The organism is Halorhabdus sp. SVX81, from assembly GCF_029207715.1.
GTDB lineage: Archaea > Halobacteriota > Halobacteria > Halobacteriales > Haloarculaceae > Halorhabdus.
On sequence record NZ_CP104322.1, the window covers coordinates 2,000,778 to 2,017,545 of the forward strand.

17 protein-coding genes and 1 pseudogene are annotated in these 16,768 nt (G+C 65.3%); 6 read left to right on the forward strand and 12 right to left on the reverse strand.

Translation table 11 applies throughout. The annotated features are described in order from the left end of the window. Positions 1–33 precede the first annotated feature (33 nt). Positions 34–1,404, forward strand: a complete 1,371-nt coding sequence (locus tag SVXhr_RS10010; RefSeq protein ID WP_275737062.1) for an MATE family efflux transporter — start codon at positions 34–36, stop codon at positions 1,402–1,404. 72 nt (positions 1,405–1,476) lie between these two features. Further along, complete coding sequence (locus SVXhr_RS10015) at positions 1,477–2,490, forward strand: aldo/keto reductase (protein WP_275737063.1); 1,014 nt, start codon at positions 1,477–1,479, stop codon at positions 2,488–2,490. A gap of 37 nt (positions 2,491–2,527) precedes the next feature. Here the strand turns inward: SVXhr_RS10015 and rtcA are convergent, their stop codons facing one another. Then, positions 2,528–3,547 (reverse strand): RNA 3'-terminal phosphate cyclase, encoded by a 1,020-nt coding sequence (rtcA, locus tag SVXhr_RS10020; protein ID WP_275737064.1) that lies wholly within the window; start codon positions 3,545–3,547, stop codon positions 2,528–2,530. Between the two features lie 260 nt (positions 3,548–3,807). On the opposite strand from rtcA, the gene SVXhr_RS10025 reads away from it, so the two are divergent. Further along, on the forward strand, positions 3,808–4,839 hold the full coding sequence (locus tag SVXhr_RS10025; RefSeq protein ID WP_275737065.1) for an NAD(P)-binding protein: 1,032 nt from the start codon (positions 3,808–3,810) through the stop codon (positions 4,837–4,839). 24 nt (positions 4,840–4,863) lie between these two features. Here the strand turns inward: SVXhr_RS10025 and SVXhr_RS10030 are convergent, their stop codons facing one another. Together SVXhr_RS10030 and SVXhr_RS10035 are read right to left on the reverse strand one after the other, a co-directional pair. Next, positions 4,864–5,154: a hypothetical protein gene (locus tag SVXhr_RS10030; RefSeq protein WP_275737066.1), complete on the reverse strand. Its 291-nt coding sequence runs from the start codon at positions 5,152–5,154 to the stop codon at positions 4,864–4,866. Positions 5,155–5,263: 109 nt separating this feature from the next. Continuing rightward, a pseudogene (locus tag SVXhr_RS10035) lies at positions 5,264–5,398 on the reverse strand (DUF1328 family protein); the annotation flags it as partial. A gap of 371 nt (positions 5,399–5,769) precedes the next feature. Between SVXhr_RS10035 and SVXhr_RS10040 the strand changes: the two are divergent. The 3 genes from SVXhr_RS10040 to SVXhr_RS10050 all read left to right on the forward strand — a co-directional run bounded on the left by SVXhr_RS10040 (position 5,770) and on the right by SVXhr_RS10050 (position 8,517). Then, positions 5,770–6,789 carry a DUF4352 domain-containing protein gene (locus SVXhr_RS10040; RefSeq protein ID WP_275737067.1) on the forward strand — a complete coding sequence of 340 codons (1,020 nt, stop codon included), beginning with the start codon at positions 5,770–5,772 and terminating at the stop codon, positions 6,787–6,789. Between the two features lie 168 nt (positions 6,790–6,957). Further along, the gene (locus SVXhr_RS10045; protein ID WP_275737068.1) at positions 6,958–8,055 is read left to right on the forward strand and encodes a CapA family protein; all 1,098 of its coding nucleotides are present in this window, start codon (positions 6,958–6,960) and stop codon (positions 8,053–8,055) included. A 111-nt stretch (positions 8,056–8,166) separates the two neighbouring features. Continuing rightward, positions 8,167–8,517 carry a helix-turn-helix domain-containing protein gene (locus SVXhr_RS10050; RefSeq protein WP_275737069.1) on the forward strand — a complete coding sequence of 117 codons (351 nt, stop codon included), beginning with the start codon at positions 8,167–8,169 and terminating at the stop codon, positions 8,515–8,517. Positions 8,518–8,925: 408 nt separating this feature from the next. On the opposite strand, the gene SVXhr_RS10055 is transcribed toward SVXhr_RS10050, so the two are convergent. The 9 genes from SVXhr_RS10055 to SVXhr_RS10095 all read right to left on the reverse strand — a co-directional run bounded on the left by SVXhr_RS10055 (position 8,926) and on the right by SVXhr_RS10095 (position 16,602). Beyond that, positions 8,926–9,297, reverse strand: coding sequence for an Hsp20/alpha crystallin family protein (locus tag SVXhr_RS10055; protein ID WP_345799484.1), 372 nt, complete (start codon positions 9,295–9,297; stop codon positions 8,926–8,928). A 125-nt stretch (positions 9,298–9,422) separates the two neighbouring features. Continuing rightward, positions 9,423–9,773 (reverse strand): CrcB family protein, encoded by a 351-nt coding sequence (locus SVXhr_RS10060; RefSeq protein WP_275737071.1) that lies wholly within the window; start codon positions 9,771–9,773, stop codon positions 9,423–9,425. After that, positions 9,770–10,150, reverse strand: coding sequence for a CrcB family protein (locus tag SVXhr_RS10065; protein ID WP_275737072.1), 381 nt, complete (start codon positions 10,148–10,150; stop codon positions 9,770–9,772). The genes SVXhr_RS10060 and SVXhr_RS10065 overlap by 4 nt, the downstream gene beginning before the upstream one ends. Before the next feature lie 72 nt (positions 10,151–10,222). Continuing rightward, positions 10,223–10,960, reverse strand: coding sequence for a protein-L-isoaspartate O-methyltransferase (locus tag SVXhr_RS10070; protein ID WP_275737073.1), 738 nt, complete (start codon positions 10,958–10,960; stop codon positions 10,223–10,225). 79 nt (positions 10,961–11,039) lie between these two features. Next, positions 11,040–11,717 (reverse strand): protein-L-isoaspartate(D-aspartate) O-methyltransferase, encoded by a 678-nt coding sequence (locus tag SVXhr_RS10075; RefSeq protein WP_275737074.1) that lies wholly within the window; start codon positions 11,715–11,717, stop codon positions 11,040–11,042. Between the two features lie 4 nt (positions 11,718–11,721). After that, positions 11,722–12,369, reverse strand: coding sequence for an HVO_0476 family zinc finger protein (locus SVXhr_RS10080; RefSeq protein WP_275737075.1), 648 nt, complete (start codon positions 12,367–12,369; stop codon positions 11,722–11,724). 80 nt (positions 12,370–12,449) lie between these two features. Then, entirely contained in the window at positions 12,450–13,403 is a 954-nt protein-coding gene (locus SVXhr_RS10085; protein ID WP_275737076.1) for an aminopeptidase, read from the reverse strand. Positions 13,404–13,464: 61 nt separating this feature from the next. After that, positions 13,465–13,956, reverse strand: a complete 492-nt coding sequence (locus tag SVXhr_RS10090; RefSeq protein ID WP_275737077.1) for a metallophosphoesterase — start codon at positions 13,954–13,956, stop codon at positions 13,465–13,467. Between the two features lie 57 nt (positions 13,957–14,013). Continuing rightward, positions 14,014–16,602, reverse strand: coding sequence for an MMPL family transporter (locus tag SVXhr_RS10095; protein ID WP_275737078.1), 2,589 nt, complete (start codon positions 16,600–16,602; stop codon positions 14,014–14,016). Between the last annotated feature and the right edge of the window lie 166 nt (positions 16,603–16,768).

The window sequence follows — 16,768 nt, forward strand, 5'->3', positions numbered from 1 at the left end:
ATCGTCTTTCCGCAGTGCCCCTGAGTAGGCCTGATGGTCGACCGCGACCGGTTGTTCGAACTCTGGGGCCGGGCCGCATCGCTGTCCTGGCCTGTTTCCGTCCAGCACGCCTTCACAACGCTGATGCGGACGGTCGACATCGTGGTCGCCGGGCTCTTTGCACCCGCCTACGTCACCGCTATTGGACTGGCCGACCTCTACGGTCAGATCCCACTGCGAGTCGGCCTTAGCCTGGGCACAGGCGCGATCGCCATGTCGAGCCAGGACACTGGCCGTGGGGCGAAGCTGACTCGTAACCGGGGGATCACCCAGGCTGTGCTCATCGGCTTCCTGATCGGACTCCCGATGGTCGCGGCCGGGTTGCTGTTGTCGGACGCCGCGATCGAGATTCTCGGTGCGGAACGCGAGGTCGTCCGGCTCGGCGGCACCTACCTCGCGTTGATTTTCGCCGCCGCACCGATGCGGATCGTCGGTCTCGTGGGCTCGCGGTCGTTGCAGGGGACGGGCGACACCGTGACGCCGATGATCGTCAACGGCGGCGCGAGTGTGTTAAACGCCCTTGGGACAGTCGTGCTCGCGCTCGGCGTCGGTCCGGCACCCAGACTCGGCATCGTCGGCATCGGCCTCGCAACGCTGCTCGCCCGGATCGCCGAAGCGGGAACCGTCACCGCAATGATCGCGAGTCGGTGGACCGATCTCGCGTTTGCCCGCCCGCGGTCGCTGACGATCACCGGCCAGTTATTACGGATCAGCGCGCCCAACTTCGCCGAGGGGATGAGCACGTCGCTGGCGAACTTCCCGTTCAACTCGCTGTTGCTGGTCTTCGGGACGGAGGTCAACGCCGCGTTCCACATCGGCCGGCGGATCTACCAGCAGGTTGCCGGGCCCGTCTATCGCGCGATCAATACCGTCACCAGTATCCTGGTCGGCCAGGCGCTGGGTGAGGGTGACGCTGCCGACGCGCGATACACAGGCTTCGCGATGGGGGTGCTCAGCGTCGTTACGATGGGGGTGATGGGCGCGGGACTCGTACTCGGAGCCGGACCGATTGCGGGGGTGTTCACGGACGACGCCCCAACCCTTGGCTACGCGATCGAATTTACCCGGGTGTTCGGCATTTCGATGGTATTCTTCGGGATCTTCTTCCCGTTTGCCGGCGGCCTCCGCGGGGCAGGCGAGACACGAATCCCGTTCTATGCGCGGGCGATCGGCTCGATCGTCTTCATGCTCGGCCTCTCGACGTTGCTGTCGATCGGTCTCGGCTGGGGTGTGACAGGAATCTACGTCGGGCTCGTCGCGAACTACGCCTGCTGGGCGGTCGTCGCCGTTGCCGGCTTTGTCTGGAGTGATTGGGCACAGAAAGCGTCCGGACTGATGGCAGAACGGGCCGGCGTGGCGGAGTGATCTCTCCACGAGGGAGCGGTTCCCACACGGAACGCCCGGAATTTATGCCGATCCCGGCCACAATTCTAGGGGATGTACTATCGACGACTCGGCAAGACAGGACTGGAGGTGTCGCCGATCGCGCTCGGAACCTGGCGCTTCGGGATGGAACACGAGGAGACTGGTGTGGTCGAAACGGATCGGCAAGCAGCCCACGAGCTCTTAGACGCCTACGCCGAGGCGGGCGGGAACTTCATCGACACCGCCAACGGCTACGGCGGCGGTGACAGCGAGCGCTGGATCGGCGAGTGGCTCGCCGAACGGGACCGCGAGGACTACGTCGTCGCCTCGAAGTGTTTCTGGTCGAACGAATCCCGGTTCCAGGAGAACCTTTCACGGAAGAACGTCCGCGCGGAAGTCGAAGGATCGCTCGACAGGCTCGACACGGACTACCTCGATATCCTCTATCTCCACCGCTTCGACGACGAGACGCCCATCGAGAAAACCCTGCGGACAGTCGACGACCTCCTCAGCGAGGGGAAAGTCCACCACGTCGGCCTCTCGACGGCCGACGCCTGGAAGCTCACCAAGGGGCTCTGGAAAGCCGACGTCAATAACTACGAGGCGTTCACCGTCACCCAGCCGCTCTTTCACGCCGCCTACTACGAGGACGTCGCCGAATATCTCGACGTCTGTGCAGACCAGGACCTTGCGGTCGTCCCGTACTCGCCGCTGGCTGGCGGGTTCCTGACGGGGAAGTACGAGCGCGTCGGCGACGGCACCTACGAACTCGACGCCCCCGAGGACACCCGCGCACAACTCGACGAGATGTTTACCGACTGGTACGTCTCCGAGCGTGGCTGGCACGTCCTCGATGCAGTCCGGCATGTGGCCGAGGAGGTCGACGCCACACCCGCGCAGGTCGCCCTGCGGTGGCTGATCGACCAGCCGGACTTCACGTGCGTCCCGATCGTCGGCGCGCGGACAGTCGAGCAGCTTGAGGAGAATCTCGGCGCGCTCGATGTGACAATCTCGAACGAACAGTTCCAGCGCATCTTCGCGGCCCGGTACGACGAGGACGGCAACCTCTATAAGACGAACGCGTGATCGGGACGGGGCGAAACGACGCCTGGTCCCGTTACAGCTAGGGTTCGCCGAGAAGGACCGTCCCGTCGTCGGTCCGTTCGATCCGGACATCGAAGCCGAACGCATCGAAGAGATCGACGTGGGTCTCGACGTGGTCCGTGACCCGGGGGATCCGCACCTCGCCGCCGACGGTGGCCAGCCAGGGGATCAGCTGGTCGGCCAGGTGCCCGTCGACCGCCGCGCCGGTCTCGTGAGCGGTGAGCGCCGCGTCGACAGCGTCGTCGGCGACGTCCTCGGCTGGTTTTCCAGGCTCACCCAGTGCGTCAGCACCGATCACGCCGTTCTCGTATTCCAGGACGACGAGGGCGACTGTCCCCGTCGAGTCAGCGGAAACGTAGCGCGTGGCCCGTTCGGTCACCTCGATGTCGACGTCGGACGCTGCCAATCGTTGGCATGCCTGTTTCGCCTGGCGTTCGGCGACGTCGCTATCTTCGAGATCCGTCGTTGCGGTTGAGTGGATCCGAGCGCGCTCGGGCTGGCCACGGTCGCGAAGGTGGAGGGCTGACGGCGTCGACGGAGCCAGCGACAGCGTCGCCTGGCCGCCACCCGCCGGATAGAGCCCCGTTCGTTCGACGTCGATCGCGGCCTGGAGGGCGCTCCGACGGAGCAAAGGGAGTTTGACCCGGCGATACCAGGGCATCGACGGCGACCACGCGACGCTGGTGCCGCCGGTTGCCGTGAGTGAAAGCGGTCGATCCAGCGCACTCGCGATCGGAAGCACGGCATCGAAAAGCAATGTCACGCTGCCCGCCGTTCCGATGGCCGCCTCGTAGTGGCCACCCGTCGGCTCCACCGGCTCGAAGGTGATAGTCGACTCGTCCACTTCGGCCCCTTCGACGCTCGCGTTAGTGATGTCGGCGACGGTCTGGAGGGCGGTCAGGTGTTGTGGTTTGAGCCCGGGTTCCGGTCGGGAACCACGAATGTTCTCCATCTCGAAATCCGTGGTCGTCAGTGCCGACAGCGTGAGCGCCGACCGGAAGAGTTGCCCCCCACCGTCGCCCCCGTCGAGTTCGAGCATGCCGACTCTTCGGCCGGTCGGGTCCTGAATGTATTGTCGCTGTTGCGGTGAGCAACGGTTTTGCCGACCCCGGACGTAACATCGACCGGCCGATGACGAGCGACTGGGCCGAGCCGGGGTGACTCCCCGGTGATGACGAACCCTATGAGTGCCGAGGCCAGCGTTCTATATCGGGGAGACAACACCGTCTTCGATGCAGAATCACCGCGAGGACGAAGTCCGTCCGAAGGACTATCCGAGCGTCGACCGAATCACCGCCAGTGACACGGATCGGCATCATCGGCGCTGGTGCGGCCGCGGCCGCGGCGGCCTGGGCCATCGATACCCATAGCGATGCGACGATCACCGTCGTCGAGAAGTCGGGCGGGCTCTGTGGGCGTGCGGCGACGCGCCGCCGCGGCGCGGTGACCTACGACTACGGCGCGAACTACCTCACGGCGGCGGACGATCGCGTCGTCGATCTCGTGACCGAGACCCTCGACACCGAGGGACTGGTCGATATCGACCAGCCAGTGTACACCTTCGACAGCGCAAGCAACGTCGCGGAGGGCCGAGACACCGACGAGCACAAGTGGAGCTACGAGCAGGGGTTGACACAGATCGCCAAGCGACTGTTCGGGCGGACCGCGGCGACCGTCCACCGCAACACCAAAGCGACAGCCATCCATCGCAGGGGCGACCGCTGGGAGATCGTCGCTGGCGCGGAGCGGTTCGGCCCCTTCGACAGCCTGCTGGTCAATCCGCCAGCGCCCCAGACTGCCGCGCTGCTCGCCGACAGCACCTGGGACGATCCGCTCCGGGCGGAGTTGATCACCGGGTTGGAGACCGTGGACTTTCGGACAGTCTGGACGGCGATCGTGGGGTATCCGTTCGAGATCGATCGGCCCTACTACGCGCTGGTGAACACCGACAAATCCCACGCCATCGGCTGGATCGCGCGCGAGGAGTGCAAGCCAGGTCACGTCCCCGCCGGCGAGTCGGTGCTGCTCATCCAGGCCAGCCACGACTGGTCGGTCACACACTACGACGACCCGCCGGCCGAGAACGTCACTCGCCTCGCAGAGATGGCCAGCACGATCCTCGATGACGAGCGACTGGCGACGCCGGCGTGGTCGGACTGGCAGGGCTGGCGGTACGCGCAGCCGGAAACTGACGCGCCGACGGAGCTGCTCCGGGCCGCCGAGGGGCACGATCTGTACTGTCTGGGTGACTGGACGGTCGGGACGCCACGACTCCACGGGGCGCTTCGGAGTGGGCTCGAGACCGCCGACCGCATTCGACAGTCGCGCTGAGGGGGCGAGCAGTCGACCGGGAGCTCAGTCCGTCAGCGCGGCGAGATGCTCGCGCGCTTCCGTACGGGTCATGCCCCGGACCCCGCAGGCACACGAAAACAGTTCCGGCTCCTGTGGGTCATCGACCTGCGTGCGATCGACGCGCCTGAGACAGTCATCGTCGGCATCGTACGCGAAGGAATACCGATAGCTCACCTGCGTGATCCCCTCGATCCGGTGGGTTTCCTCGGGGTCGGGATTCGCGATAGCGGCGGCGTGTTCGGCCTGCATCGAGTCTTGCCACGCTTCGAGCGTCCGTTCGGGGTCCTCAGGCATACCTGCGGTTTGGTGGCCACTGCCAACAGGGTGTCGGCGTGAAAAGGAGTTGTGGCCGGCCACGGAACAGGTGGCTGGTGATCGTCCGTTCAACGGACGACGAGCCCGGCTACAGGACGAGCGTGATGATCGCCAGGACGACGAAGATGATGACCAGCCACTTGGCGATGTCCATGCTGACTCCGGCGACTCCCCTGGCGCCGACGACTGCCGCGACGACGGCGAGGAGCAGAAACAGGATCGCCCACCGAACTCGGTCTTGTTCCCATCAAGATCGACGACATGCGAGCGAGGATGGCCGACGAAGTGACAAGTTGATTCCTGAAACGATTTGAGAGCGCGCGGAGCCGTTCGGAACCACTGTCGAACGGGCTGAATCTGGGCTGGCCGTTCCGCTGACTCGGAACTGATCAGGATGGGAGTCATGTGAGCCAAAAAGCCGACCTACTCGAACCCTGCTTCCGGTCACCGGTCCGGGCTCCGGTGTCGAGGGCCGTTTTGGGGTTCTGCGTCTCGCGTTAGGAGACCACGCATTCATCCGGCGGTGCCCACCGGTTCCCCACGCAGCAACTGTCTCATAGCCTTTATTAACACGAATCGAGAGAGTCCACTCGAATGGATATATCGAGACGACGATTGCTGGCAGGGGGTGGGGCGGTACTGGCCGGACTGGCGGGCTGTTCCAGCCTCGCGGGTGAGGACAGCCCCTCCAACGACAGTGCCAACGGCGCAGGTGGCACGGGGTCGGATGGTGACGCACTAGAACTCGATTTCGGCGAGGGTGCGGAGTTCACAAACGACGCTGGAGTGACGTTGCAAGTTGGGATGGCTGACCCACGGCTCGTCGAAACCGTCCCGGTCGTCCGTGACAACGAAATTGCCGTCGACTCGCCGGAGTCGAGGCCGTACTTCCTGTTCGTCCGGGTCCGAGTGGCCAACGAGGGCTCGTCGTCCATCGAACCACCGAGAGGGCTGTTCTTCACCGCCGATGGCCAAGAGGTCAAACGGAGTTTCGTCAGAACACCGGGCCAGAAGTACCGCGATATCGGCGAATTGTCGCCGGGCGAGAGCGCCGAAGCAACCATCGCGTTCCCCTCCCCGGACGGGTCCGGAACGGGGAATGTTGCGCTCCGGTTCCAGACACTACTCAAGTCCCCGCCGGCCCGGTGGACCTTCGACTTCGCTGACTTGCCCCGCGAGTCGACAGACCTCACTAACGACGGGCTCGGCGACCCCTTCACTATCGACACGGGAGGCTACGCCTACGAGTTCACGCCGACCGCGGCGCGTGAGACAGCTACCTACGCCGACGGGGACGGTACCGAATACACCGCCCCCTCGGGATCGAAGTTCGTCCTCGTCGAGGCGAAGGCGGAGAATATCGGCGAAGAGCCCGTGAAACTCCCCACCCCATACGACGTACGGCTGGAAGCCGACGGGTCGATCTCCAGGGGGACGGAGTACGGGATCCCCGAGAAGCGCTACGAGGGACAGGTCAATCCATACCAGCCCGGGGAGAGTCAAGCGGGCGTGTTACTGTTTGAAGTCCCTGAATCGGCTGCAAACTACACCCTCAGGCTCGCAATCGGAAACGAGACGTTCGTCACGTGGCCAGTCGAGACGAGTAGCGACTGAAACCGGCGGTCTTGCTGCCATCATCGACCCTCTATCCGCGAAAGACATCGACGATGGTGTCCTGAGCAAGTCGTTCACCCGCCCCGATCTAGAGATGATGGTGGATGACAACCGGAGTGGGTCGTCCCCCGCAGGGTTGAAACCGACAGCACTCGACAGTCCCGACGGATGACGTGGACGCGTCGAACGCTGCTAGCGGGGCTTGCGGGCCTATCGGGATGTCTCGGCGCACCCCGCCGCCGAGAGCGGAGTCGTCTCGACGCGGGGTCAGCGGACGCCCGGATCGGGTTCGTCGGCGACGTGATGCTCGGGCGAGGCGTGAACGACCGATGGACTGACGACGATCCCGCGGCCGTCTGGGGAACCACGCTCGAACGGCTCCGGACGCTCGACGGCCTCGTCGTGAACCTGGAAGGCTGTATCGCCAGCGCCGAGGAGGGCGAGCGATGGCCGGGCAAGACCTACTACTTCCGGGCCGATCCCGACTTCGCGGTGCCGGCACTCGAAGCAGCGGACGTCTCGGTCGCCGCACTCGCCAACAACCACGTGCTGGATTTCGGCGAGTCGGGACTCAGCGAGACGCTCGCTCACCTCGACGCGGCGGGCGTCACCAGTGCCGGGGCAGGCCCGGACCGCGACGCTGCGCTCGAGCCCGCTGTCTTCGACGCGGGTGGCCTGACCGTGGCAACGATCTCTCTCACCGACCGGTGGGCCGCCTATGCCGCGGGGGAGCACAGCCCTGGCACGGCCTACACACCACTGGATCGGTCAGCGGGTGCAACGCGTGCCCTCGTCCGAACCATCCTCGACCGTGTCGAAGCGGCCGATCCGGACCTCGTCGTCGCGTCGCTGCACTGGGGACCAAACTGGGAGATGTCGCCGAGTGCCACCCAGCAGGCCTTCGCCCGGTGGCTCGTCGATCAGGGCGTGGATGTCGTCCACGGCCACAGTGCCCACGTCCTCCAGGGCGTCGAGGTGTATCAGGGCCGGCCGATCATCTACGACGCTGGCGACTTCGTCGACGACTACATTCACAAGGACGGGCTGGGCAACAAGCGCAGCGCGCTGTTCGAGCTGGTCGTGACCGACGGTCACCTCGACGAGCTCCGGCTCGTCCCGGTCGAGATCGAGAACCGAGCCGTCTCTCTGGCTGATGCCGACATTTCCCGGTGGCTACACGAAACGATGGTCGACCGGTCGGAGCCGTTCGGTACCGCGGTCGAACGGGCCGACGACGGCGCGGTCGTTCCACTGGGATCGTGCTGACGGAGGTGGGTGGGAAAGTAAGTTGATCGCTGTCGAACAGTGGACGTTTGAGAGAACGAAATACATAGATACAAGCATACATTTTTATCTCTTGCCGCCGATTCGTCTAGTATGCCCATCAGTATCGACAAATTCGAATCGCACGAGCCCGAAAGCGAGGCGACGAACGCCGAACGGGTAGTGCGCTTTCTGGCCCGGAACCACGAGACGGCCTACCGAGCCGTCGAGATCGCGGAGGCAACGGACATCAACGAAAACTCGATTCACCCGGTATTGAACCGGCTCGAAGAGCGCGGAATCGTCCGGCACAAGGAACCGTATTGGGCGATCGGTGATCTCGAAACCGTCCGCGAGACGATGGTCTTCAGTTCGACAGCGGCGTTTCTCGACGACGAACTCGGAACGGAGAGCCGTGAAGAGTGGTTGGCTGCCGCCCACGAGGGCGCGGAGCGCGACGAGTGACTCGAACCGGCCCGTCCTTTGATTCACTCAAACGAGGACACGCTGTTTTGGCCCCAGACCCGTTCAAGGCGGATGAGGACGCGACACGACGATGGGTCGTCGTGAATAACAGATCCCATCCGTTCGACAAGGAACAATACATCGTGATGGGTTTGACCACGCAGTCGTGGTACGACGAACGGATCCCACTTGAGGAGAGTGACTTTCGTCATCGCAAAGCTCCCCGGGAGAGTTCTCTTGTTCCCCACGCTGTCGCATCACTCAAGCCGGAACTGATGACTGACTATGTCTGCCGCATTTGCGACGAACCACTCGATCGAGCAGTCGAGACTCTCACAGGATATCTCTGAGGGCTGCAACGGAACGGTGTCGATCGCAAACCGGTACGAGGACGACGGTCCGGCCGGGTCAGGCCTGCACCTCGATCTCCTTCCCGCGGGTGGTCGCACCCGCCATCACCGGCAGCCGGACTTCGAGGATGCCGTTGTCGTAGTCGGCCGCGATCGCCTCGTCGTCGATGGTCTTCGGGAAGCGGAACCGACGGTGGTAGGTCCGACGCTGGTTGCGGCTCTCGTCCTCCTGTTCGGCGGCGATGTTGAGGACGCCGTCGTCCCAGGTGACGGTGATCTCCTCGGGATCGAAGCCCGGCAACTCGACACTGAGGACGAACTCGTCGTCCTCCTCGTACAGTTCGTAGTCGCTACTACCGATTTCGAACAGTCGACTCGGGAAGTCCATGCCCTGCATCCATGAGCTTGCTGGGCTCGTGGGCAGTGCCATGGCTGATCACCTCGAATGCAGTTGATGATTGTCCGCGGTTCATAATAAATTTTGCGTGGATTGTGTATTCATGCCATAGCACCCGAACACCACCAGACAACAGCGCACTGAACCGACGGGAGTGTTCATCCCAGGACGATACCGACCAGCAGCGATCCCAAGCCGACGGCGACCAGTGCGGCGACGAGGTGGACTGACGCGTTGGCGAGGGCGCGACGCTGTTTCCCGGTCTCGTAGAGCCGAACGGTCTCGAACGCGAACGTCGAGAAGGTCGTGAACGCGCCACAGAAGCCGGTCCCGAACGCCAGCGCAACCGGGTCGCCGACCGGCGCGGCCACGATCGACCCCAACAGGAAGCTTCCGATGACGTTGACAGCGAGCGTGTCGGCGTAGTCAGTTTCGACGCGCTGGCCGACCAGATGACGCGCGAGTGCACCGAACGTGCCACCGACCCCGACAAGCACAGCCGAATTCATACGAGCCCCCGGGCGACCGCGCGGCCGGCGAGGACGCCCACCATGCCGAGGCCGTAATTGGCCAAGACGTTCCCGGCGGCGAGTGTCGGCGAGAGTGCAGCCGTCTCGACCGCGAAGGTGCTGTAGGTGGTAAACGACGAGAGAAAGCCGGTGCCGGCGAGCAATCGTGTTTCGGGCGCGATCGCGTTCGCAAGGTGACGCTCGTACAGCAGGACGCCCAGCCCGAAACTCCCCAGTGCGTTGGCAGCGAGCGTGCCGTGGATCGCCGACGGCATCCCCATCGCGAAGGCGTATCGAAGGATCGCACCGGCGAACCCGCCGACGGCGATCAACACCAGCGGTTCGACTCGCGCGAGCGAGTGACTCTCACCTGCCATTGACAGCCGTTCGCCGAGGGGATACACCTGCGTTACGATACGTGTGCGGTCGATCGCTGGGTGCCAGCAGGGTCAGTAGCCGTCCCAGTCGATCCAGTCCTGTTCCCAGCCGGTCCTCGATTGGGCGGCTTGCTGGGCGCGCTCGCGGTCCTCGCGGTGGGTTCGATTGCGCTCGACGGCACCGCTTTGCTCGCCCTCGACGAGCAACGGGGCGAAGGCGACACCACCGTGGCGCTGACAGACTTCGCCGTCCTCGACGGTCACGAGCGTCTGGTCGCGTGTGCCGAGGGGCATGACCAGTCGGCCGTCAGGGGCGAGCTGGTCGAGCAGCGCACGCGGGGGGTTCACCGCCGCGGCTTCGAGCAGAATCCGATCGTACGGCGCGTATTCCGGGAGGCCCTCGCTGCCATCCCGGCAGTCGACGAGCACGGCATCGTAGCCGGTGGTGGCGAGGTTCTCGCGAGCCTCGTACACCACCCGGCGGGTGATGTCGATGGCGTGGACGCGCTCGGGGCCGACGATCTCCGCCGCGAGGGCGGCCGTGTATCCGATTCCTGCGCCGACGATCAGGACCGAATCGTCGGGCTCGGGCGCGAGCGCGTCGAACAGTCGGGCGACGGTACTCGGTGCGAGAACCCGCGTTCCGAGTCGCTCGGTCTCGCGATCGGCATACGCCGTGCGGTCGTCATCGAAGAAGTCGTGGCGCGGGACGGATCCCATCGCACTTGCCACGGCTGCCTCGCTGAGGAGGCTCTCACGCCGGTGGCGGAGCCCGTCGACCATGTCCTCGCGCAACACCGCATGGTCCATACGCGAGATTGCGACCGCACCCTAATGAACGTCGCGCTCGCCGGCGGTTCGAGACGACAATCCTGCTCCGACGACCCGGCTACGTCCCGCCTTGCATCTGAACGAAGCGCACACCGCCGAAGGTCTCGCGTTCGGTCGAGCCATCCGGACGTTTCTGAATCCGGACGAGCGTCTGGCGACGGTCGCCGATCGGCCCGAGGAAGATTCCGCCCGGTCGAAGCTGATCGAGAAGCGCGTCCGGCACTGCACTGGCTGCCGCGGTCAGGTAACTCCGATCGTATGGCGCGTGCTCGGGCCACCCCTCGTGCCCATCCCCGACAGTGATCGAGATGTCCCCATAGCCGAGTTCGGCGAGTCGATCACGCGCACGCTCGGCCAGTGAAGAATGGTACTCGACGCTGTAGACGTTCTCCCCGCCCACGACCTCGGCGGTGACAGCCGCGTGATACCCACAGCCGGTGCCGACCTCCAGCACTTCATGGCCGGGTTCGAGTTCGAGACGGTCGACCATGATGGCCACCATGTGCGGCGCACTGATGGTCTGGCCCTCGCCGATCGGCAGCGGCCGGTCGGCGTAGGCGTGTCGGCGCTTCCTTTCGGGGACGAACTCGTGGCGAGGGACGGCAGCCAGGGCATCGAGCGCACGCTCGCTGACGCGCTCGCGCTCCCGGAGTTGCTCGATCAACTCGTCGCGCTGGCGCTCGAAACCGCTCTCGCCATCACCGGACCCCTCTCCGCCGGAGTCCCACCAGCCCATGCTCTCACCACGCCGACCAGGCGTCGCTGGTCTCGTCGCGGAGATACAGCCGGTTGATGTCCTTTGCGAAGGCTTTGTCGTTGTCGTGATCGAGTTTCTCGTGTTGGTACCCGACAGCGTCGTCCCGGAGGTGGATGCCTTCGACGGTAAAGGAGAAGTCACCGAGGTCGTCGGTCGCGCCGACGACGAACTCGTAGTCGCCGGGGACGTGCAACGTCTCGCTGCGCGTCTCGTCGCGGCCACCCGACTTGGGGTGGACGGTCGCGTTGACGGCGACGTTGCCGACCGCACGCGTCCAGATCGTCTCGACGTCTTCGGTCTGAGCCTCCTCGACGCGACCCTCGTCGAGTTCGAGACTCGTGATCCGGACGGTCATGATCGCCTCCTCGGTCTCTAAGAGGAACTCCTCGCCGACGGCCAGCGTCTCCTCGGCCGGCGGTTCGGTCGTCGATTTGAATGATTCGCCGTCCTGGGAGACGACGACGTCGCGCTGGACCGTCTGCTCCTCGGGGAGGGACGTCTTGTGGACGTGATCGCACTCCGTACATCGGACCGTTGCCTGCCCGCCAGTCGAAAGCACCTCGTGGACCGTCTCCAGATCCGGCGAGCACGCCGGACAGGGGAGCCCCACTCGCTGTGAAGATTCGCTCATGTACGCCGATACTCGGTGGGAACGTAAAAGGTCGCCGTCGCCGCGCTGTGAGAGACGGCTGTCTGGACCGGCACTCGACACTACGGCGTCGGCAAGTCGATCTCCTCGCCGTCGGCGTAGACCGTCGGGTTCCGGAGAATCCCGTCGAGGTGGATCGGCGCGTCGGTATCCCCGCCGATGCCGGCGTCGTCACCGACCGCGAAGTGGACAGTGCCGCCAGCTTTCTCGTCTAAGAGGACCGAGCCCACGAGCTGAGAGACCCCCACGTTCGTGCCGATGCCGAGTTCCGCGAGATTGTAGGCGTCTTCGCCGACCTCCTCGGCGGCGGTTTCGACTTGCTCGCGGATCGTGTCGTCGTCGATATCCGTGACGTAGCCGTCCTCGACTTCGAGACGGATCGAGTGACCCTCCTCAAGCAAGCCGTGGGGAGCCATCGTGCCCGTAACGACGATCGTTCCGTCGGCGGTCTCCGGACTCAGGAAGATCTCGCCGGCCGGCAGGTTCGACATCGCACCTGGGTCGTGGACGATCCCGGTGTCGAGTTGCCACTCCCTGTCGCCCGGCTGGAGCGTGATGTCGGTCCCCTCTGGCGAGGTGACCCGAAGTTCCGTGGCGTGCTCGACGGCTTCGAGCAGACGCTCGCTCGCCGCGCGGATCTCCTCGTAATCGACGGCCAATCCGGTTTTGAAGACCTCCTTGGTGATTCCAGGGAGCGTCGCCACGCGGCCGCCGGCGTCGGTCGTGTCAGTCCGCGCCCGGGTGTGGGTCAGGCTCTTGGTCGTCGGCGCGAGGACGACGTCGGCACTCGCCATCGCCGTCGCCACCGGTTCCGGCGGTTCCTCGCCGTGCTGATCGCCCGGCGGGTACTGGATGATCATCGCCTCGTCGGTCGTCTCACTCGCGACCGCATAGAGCGCCTCGCCGATCGGGCGGCGCTCGTCGTCGGTCACGATCAGACACGACTCCTCGCTGTCGAGGGCCAGACACTGCAACACCGCGGTCTCGGCCGGGCCCCGTAGCCCTGAATCACTCATGGACGCCGGTATGGTGTGGGGAGAATAGTGTGTTTCGTCCGCGGATCGTCACGGCCGGCATTCAATCGAGTTCGAACGCGTCGATATCGCCAGATTCGGTGTCGACGACGACAGCCGCCTGGGAGGCCGGAGCCTGCGGGATCGGCATTCCGCCAGGATTGAGTCGGACCGTGCCGTCGCGTTCCTCCCGCACACGTTCGTGGGTGTGGCCGTGGAGGACGTAGTCGTAGCTCCCTGACTCGACCAGCGCGTCGACGATGGCGTCGCTGGTCCCGTGGTAGACCGCAAAATCAACGCCATCGAACGTCAACTCGCCCATCTCACCGAGATACGTGCCGAACTCCGCGACGGTGTCGGCGAGCGCCCACTCGCCGTCGTTGTTGCCCCGGACGGCATAGAAGTCGAAGTCCGCGTCGAAGGGCGTCGCCGAGAACGGCGCGACGATGTCGCCGCAGTGGACGACCGCCGCGACGTCCTCGGCGGTGAACCGTTCGACTGCTCGTTCGATTACCTCGCTGTCGTCGTGGGTGTCCGCGATGACGCCGAGTTTCATGGCAGTCGGCGATAGGTCAGGAGTCGTGAAAACGGTTGGCGACGCGGTATCCCGACGTCAGTCAGACCGCAACTCGCTCGCCAGGATCTGCTCCCGGAGGACGAGCAGGCCGGGCAGCATTGTGACGACGGCGACGAACGCGAAGATGATCGCCAGCCCGGTCACGATGCCGAAGCGTCGGAGGGGTGGCGACAGCGCAACGGCAAGCACGCCGAAGGCGGCGGCCGTCGTCGCCGCGCTGGCGAGCAAGGTTCCCCCGGTGCCGGTGATCGTCCGCACGAGTGCGTCCGCGACGGTGTCGCGCTCGGCCCGCTCGGCCATGAAGCGTTCACCGGCGTGGATAGAGTAGTCGACGCCGAGCCCGATCGCGAGGCTGGTGATGACGGCCGTCTCGCTGTTGAACGAGATGTCGAGGGCCGCCATCGCGCCGAGCAGCCACGCCAGCGAGACCACGACGGGCGCGAGCACGAGCGCGCCGAGCGACCACGACCCGTAGCGCAGGCCGAATAGCCCGGTGGCGAACACCAGGATCACCACCAGCGTCACCGCGAAGGCTTCGACCAGGGTCTCCAGCAGTGCGTCCTGGATCACGGCGGTCGAGACCGGCGAGCCAGTCGCGACGGCAGTGATACCAGTCGTCTCTTCTTCGATCCCGTCGGCGAATGCACGCGTGTCTTCGGCGATGGTCTGGGCCGATTCGCTGGAGCGGACCGAGAGGACGAGCCGTGCCGACGTGATCTCGCCGTCGGCCGACCGACTCAGAACCTGCGAGGCGGCCGCCTCGTCGGCATCGAACAGCGCGGCGTAGACCGTCTCGACGTTCTCATCGGGCAGGCCGTCGTCGTTCGCGTCGTAGCGCTCAACCAGCGCCCCGAACGTCGCGTTGTCGCTTGCGACTGCACGGATCGCCGTGTGCGGCCCGTCGAGTGCCGCCCGGCCGTCTGGCCGGAGCTGGATGGAACTGTCCGCGGGGACGGGGGCGGTCGCGTCGTCGAGTGCCGACAGCAGCGCGGGGCGCTCCAGTCCGTCCCCACGTATCAACACCTGTGACTGGCCGCCCTCCCCGCGAAGCTGGAAGTTGTCGCTGAGGTACGCGAAGTCATCGGCGATGGTGTAGGTGTCGGGAGCGAGTGGTCCAGGAAGCGACTTGGCCCAGTCCGGCGCGTCGGTCGGCAGGAAGTCGGCCTCGTTGAACTCCGTGTCGATGGTCGTCGCGCCGTAGGCCCCTGCAGTCCCGAGCAGGAGCGCCACGACAACGATCACCACGGGGGCGCGCATGGTGACCGAGCCGAGTTTCTCGAGGACTGCGTTCGCACTCCCGCCCCCGACGCCGAAGGCTGGTTTGGCCCGGCTCCAGCCGAGCCGATGCTCGACGAAGCCGTCGACTTCGATCTTGAGCGCCGGGAGAAAGATACCGAAGGCGACGAACGTCGCGAAGATCCCGCCGGCGCTGAGCACTGCGAAGTCTCGTATCGCCGGCAGTGGACTGACGACGTTCGAAAGGAAGCCGACACCGGTCGAGACAGTCGCCGCCGCGAGCGCCAGGACGACGCTGCCGAGACCGACCGCCATCGCGGTCCGGATGGATCGGTTCCCGGCGTCAGCAGTCTCACTCGACGAACCGCCCTCAAGCGTCCCCGCGCGGGCCTCCCGGTAGCGCATCACGACGTGGAGGGCGTAGTCGATGCTCAACCCGATCAACAGGAAGGGAACGGCGATCAGAATGACGTTCATCGGGATGGCGAGCCAGCCCATCAGCCCCGCCAGCCACGCCATCACGACGCCGATCCCGACGAAGGCAAGCAGGATGTCCAGGACATCGCGGTAGGTGATCCCCAGCACCAGCACGATCAGCGCGAGCGCGAAGGGCGTGATGATGGTGAAGCTGTCCCCCGTCGCCCGCGTGGAGGCATCGTCCTGAATGCCCTGACCGAAGACGAACGCGTCGGCGAAGCGATCCTCGACCAATCCGTCGATCGCCACCTGGGCGTCGTAGGCAGCCTGCGGATCGCTGTTCTCGCCACTCATGTCGACCTGGCTGATCAGCGTCAGCCGGGCCTCGGCCCGCGTCTCGCCCGGTTCGTAGTCCCGGGGCAGGAACGCGTAGGGATCGCGTTCCGTCAGCGACGATCCCTCGGGATCGAGCACCCGGGCGAGCAGCTGTTTGACTTGTGTGTCGGTCCGATCTTCGAGAGCCGCGATCTGTTCGGACAGCGACGGCGGCTTGGCGGGCGGCGGTCCACCGTCGGCGGTCGCGTCGGCGTAGACGGCAGCCGTCCCGACGAGGTTCTCGATGCCGATCAGTCCTGGCTCGGCGAGCGTTTCGCTGATCGAGTCGTCGTCTCTGATGGCCTGCTGCAATCGAAGTCCCGCGAGCAACGACTCCCTCGTGAGAGCGTCCCCGCCCTCGTCGCGGACGACGAGCTGTGCAGCGATCCCCTCACTACCCCCGTAGTTCTCCCGGACGAACGCGGCGGCGTCGGTCTCTGCGGTGTCGACCTGGAACTGGCCGACGCCGGCACTCCCCGTTTCGCCGACCGTCGCCCCAGCCGCGACGAGGATCGTCAGCGCCAGGACGGCGAGGACGACGAGTTTGCTGTGAGTAGCGATCCAATCCGCGTACCGGCGAGATAGCTTCCCTGTCATCGTGGGTGGTTCCGTGTTCGGCTGCGCGCCGGTCGATCCGCGTCGAGCACACCGGCTGGGTCCATAGGATGGGGTATCGGGACCATGGCTTAAGTGTTTGTAGAATCCTACTATATTTACTGATAGAGCGAACGGAGAAGGCAACGGGGATATGACCCCATCGGTT

What these genes read in the sequence shown, in the direction of transcription:
- SVXhr_RS10010 (WP_275737062.1), top strand. Translation starts at nt 34, where the DNA reads ATGGTCGACCGCGACCGGTTGTTCGAACTCTGGGGCCGGGCCGCATCG.
- SVXhr_RS10015 (WP_275737063.1), top strand. Translation starts at nt 1,477, where the DNA reads ATGTACTATCGACGACTCGGCAAGACAGGACTGGAGGTGTCGCCGATC.
- rtcA (WP_275737064.1), bottom strand. Translation starts at nt 3,547, where the DNA reads ATGCTCGAACTCGACGGGGGCGACGGTGGGGGGCAACTCTTCCGGTCG.
- SVXhr_RS10030 (WP_275737066.1), bottom strand. Translation starts at nt 5,154, where the DNA reads ATGCCTGAGGACCCCGAACGGACGCTCGAAGCGTGGCAAGACTCGATG.
- SVXhr_RS10040 (WP_275737067.1), top strand. Translation starts at nt 5,770, where the DNA reads ATGGATATATCGAGACGACGATTGCTGGCAGGGGGTGGGGCGGTACTG.
- SVXhr_RS10045 (WP_275737068.1), top strand. Translation starts at nt 6,958, where the DNA reads ATGACGTGGACGCGTCGAACGCTGCTAGCGGGGCTTGCGGGCCTATCG.
- SVXhr_RS10050 (WP_275737069.1), top strand. Translation starts at nt 8,167, where the DNA reads ATGCCCATCAGTATCGACAAATTCGAATCGCACGAGCCCGAAAGCGAG.
- SVXhr_RS10055 (WP_345799484.1), bottom strand. Translation starts at nt 9,297, where the DNA reads ATGGCACTGCCCACGAGCCCAGCAAGCTCATGGATGCAGGGCATGGAC.
- SVXhr_RS10060 (WP_275737071.1), bottom strand. Translation starts at nt 9,773, where the DNA reads ATGAATTCGGCTGTGCTTGTCGGGGTCGGTGGCACGTTCGGTGCACTC.
- SVXhr_RS10065 (WP_275737072.1), bottom strand. Translation starts at nt 10,150, where the DNA reads ATGGCAGGTGAGAGTCACTCGCTCGCGCGAGTCGAACCGCTGGTGTTG.
- SVXhr_RS10070 (WP_275737073.1), bottom strand. Translation starts at nt 10,960, where the DNA reads ATGGACCATGCGGTGTTGCGCGAGGACATGGTCGACGGGCTCCGCCAC.
- SVXhr_RS10075 (WP_275737074.1), bottom strand. Translation starts at nt 11,717, where the DNA reads ATGGGCTGGTGGGACTCCGGCGGAGAGGGGTCCGGTGATGGCGAGAGC.
- SVXhr_RS10080 (WP_275737075.1), bottom strand. Translation starts at nt 12,369, where the DNA reads ATGAGCGAATCTTCACAGCGAGTGGGGCTCCCCTGTCCGGCGTGCTCG.
- SVXhr_RS10085 (WP_275737076.1), bottom strand. Translation starts at nt 13,403, where the DNA reads ATGAGTGATTCAGGGCTACGGGGCCCGGCCGAGACCGCGGTGTTGCAG.
- SVXhr_RS10090 (WP_275737077.1), bottom strand. Translation starts at nt 13,956, where the DNA reads ATGAAACTCGGCGTCATCGCGGACACCCACGACGACAGCGAGGTAATC.
- SVXhr_RS10095 (WP_275737078.1), bottom strand. Translation starts at nt 16,602, where the DNA reads ATGACAGGGAAGCTATCTCGCCGGTACGCGGATTGGATCGCTACTCAC.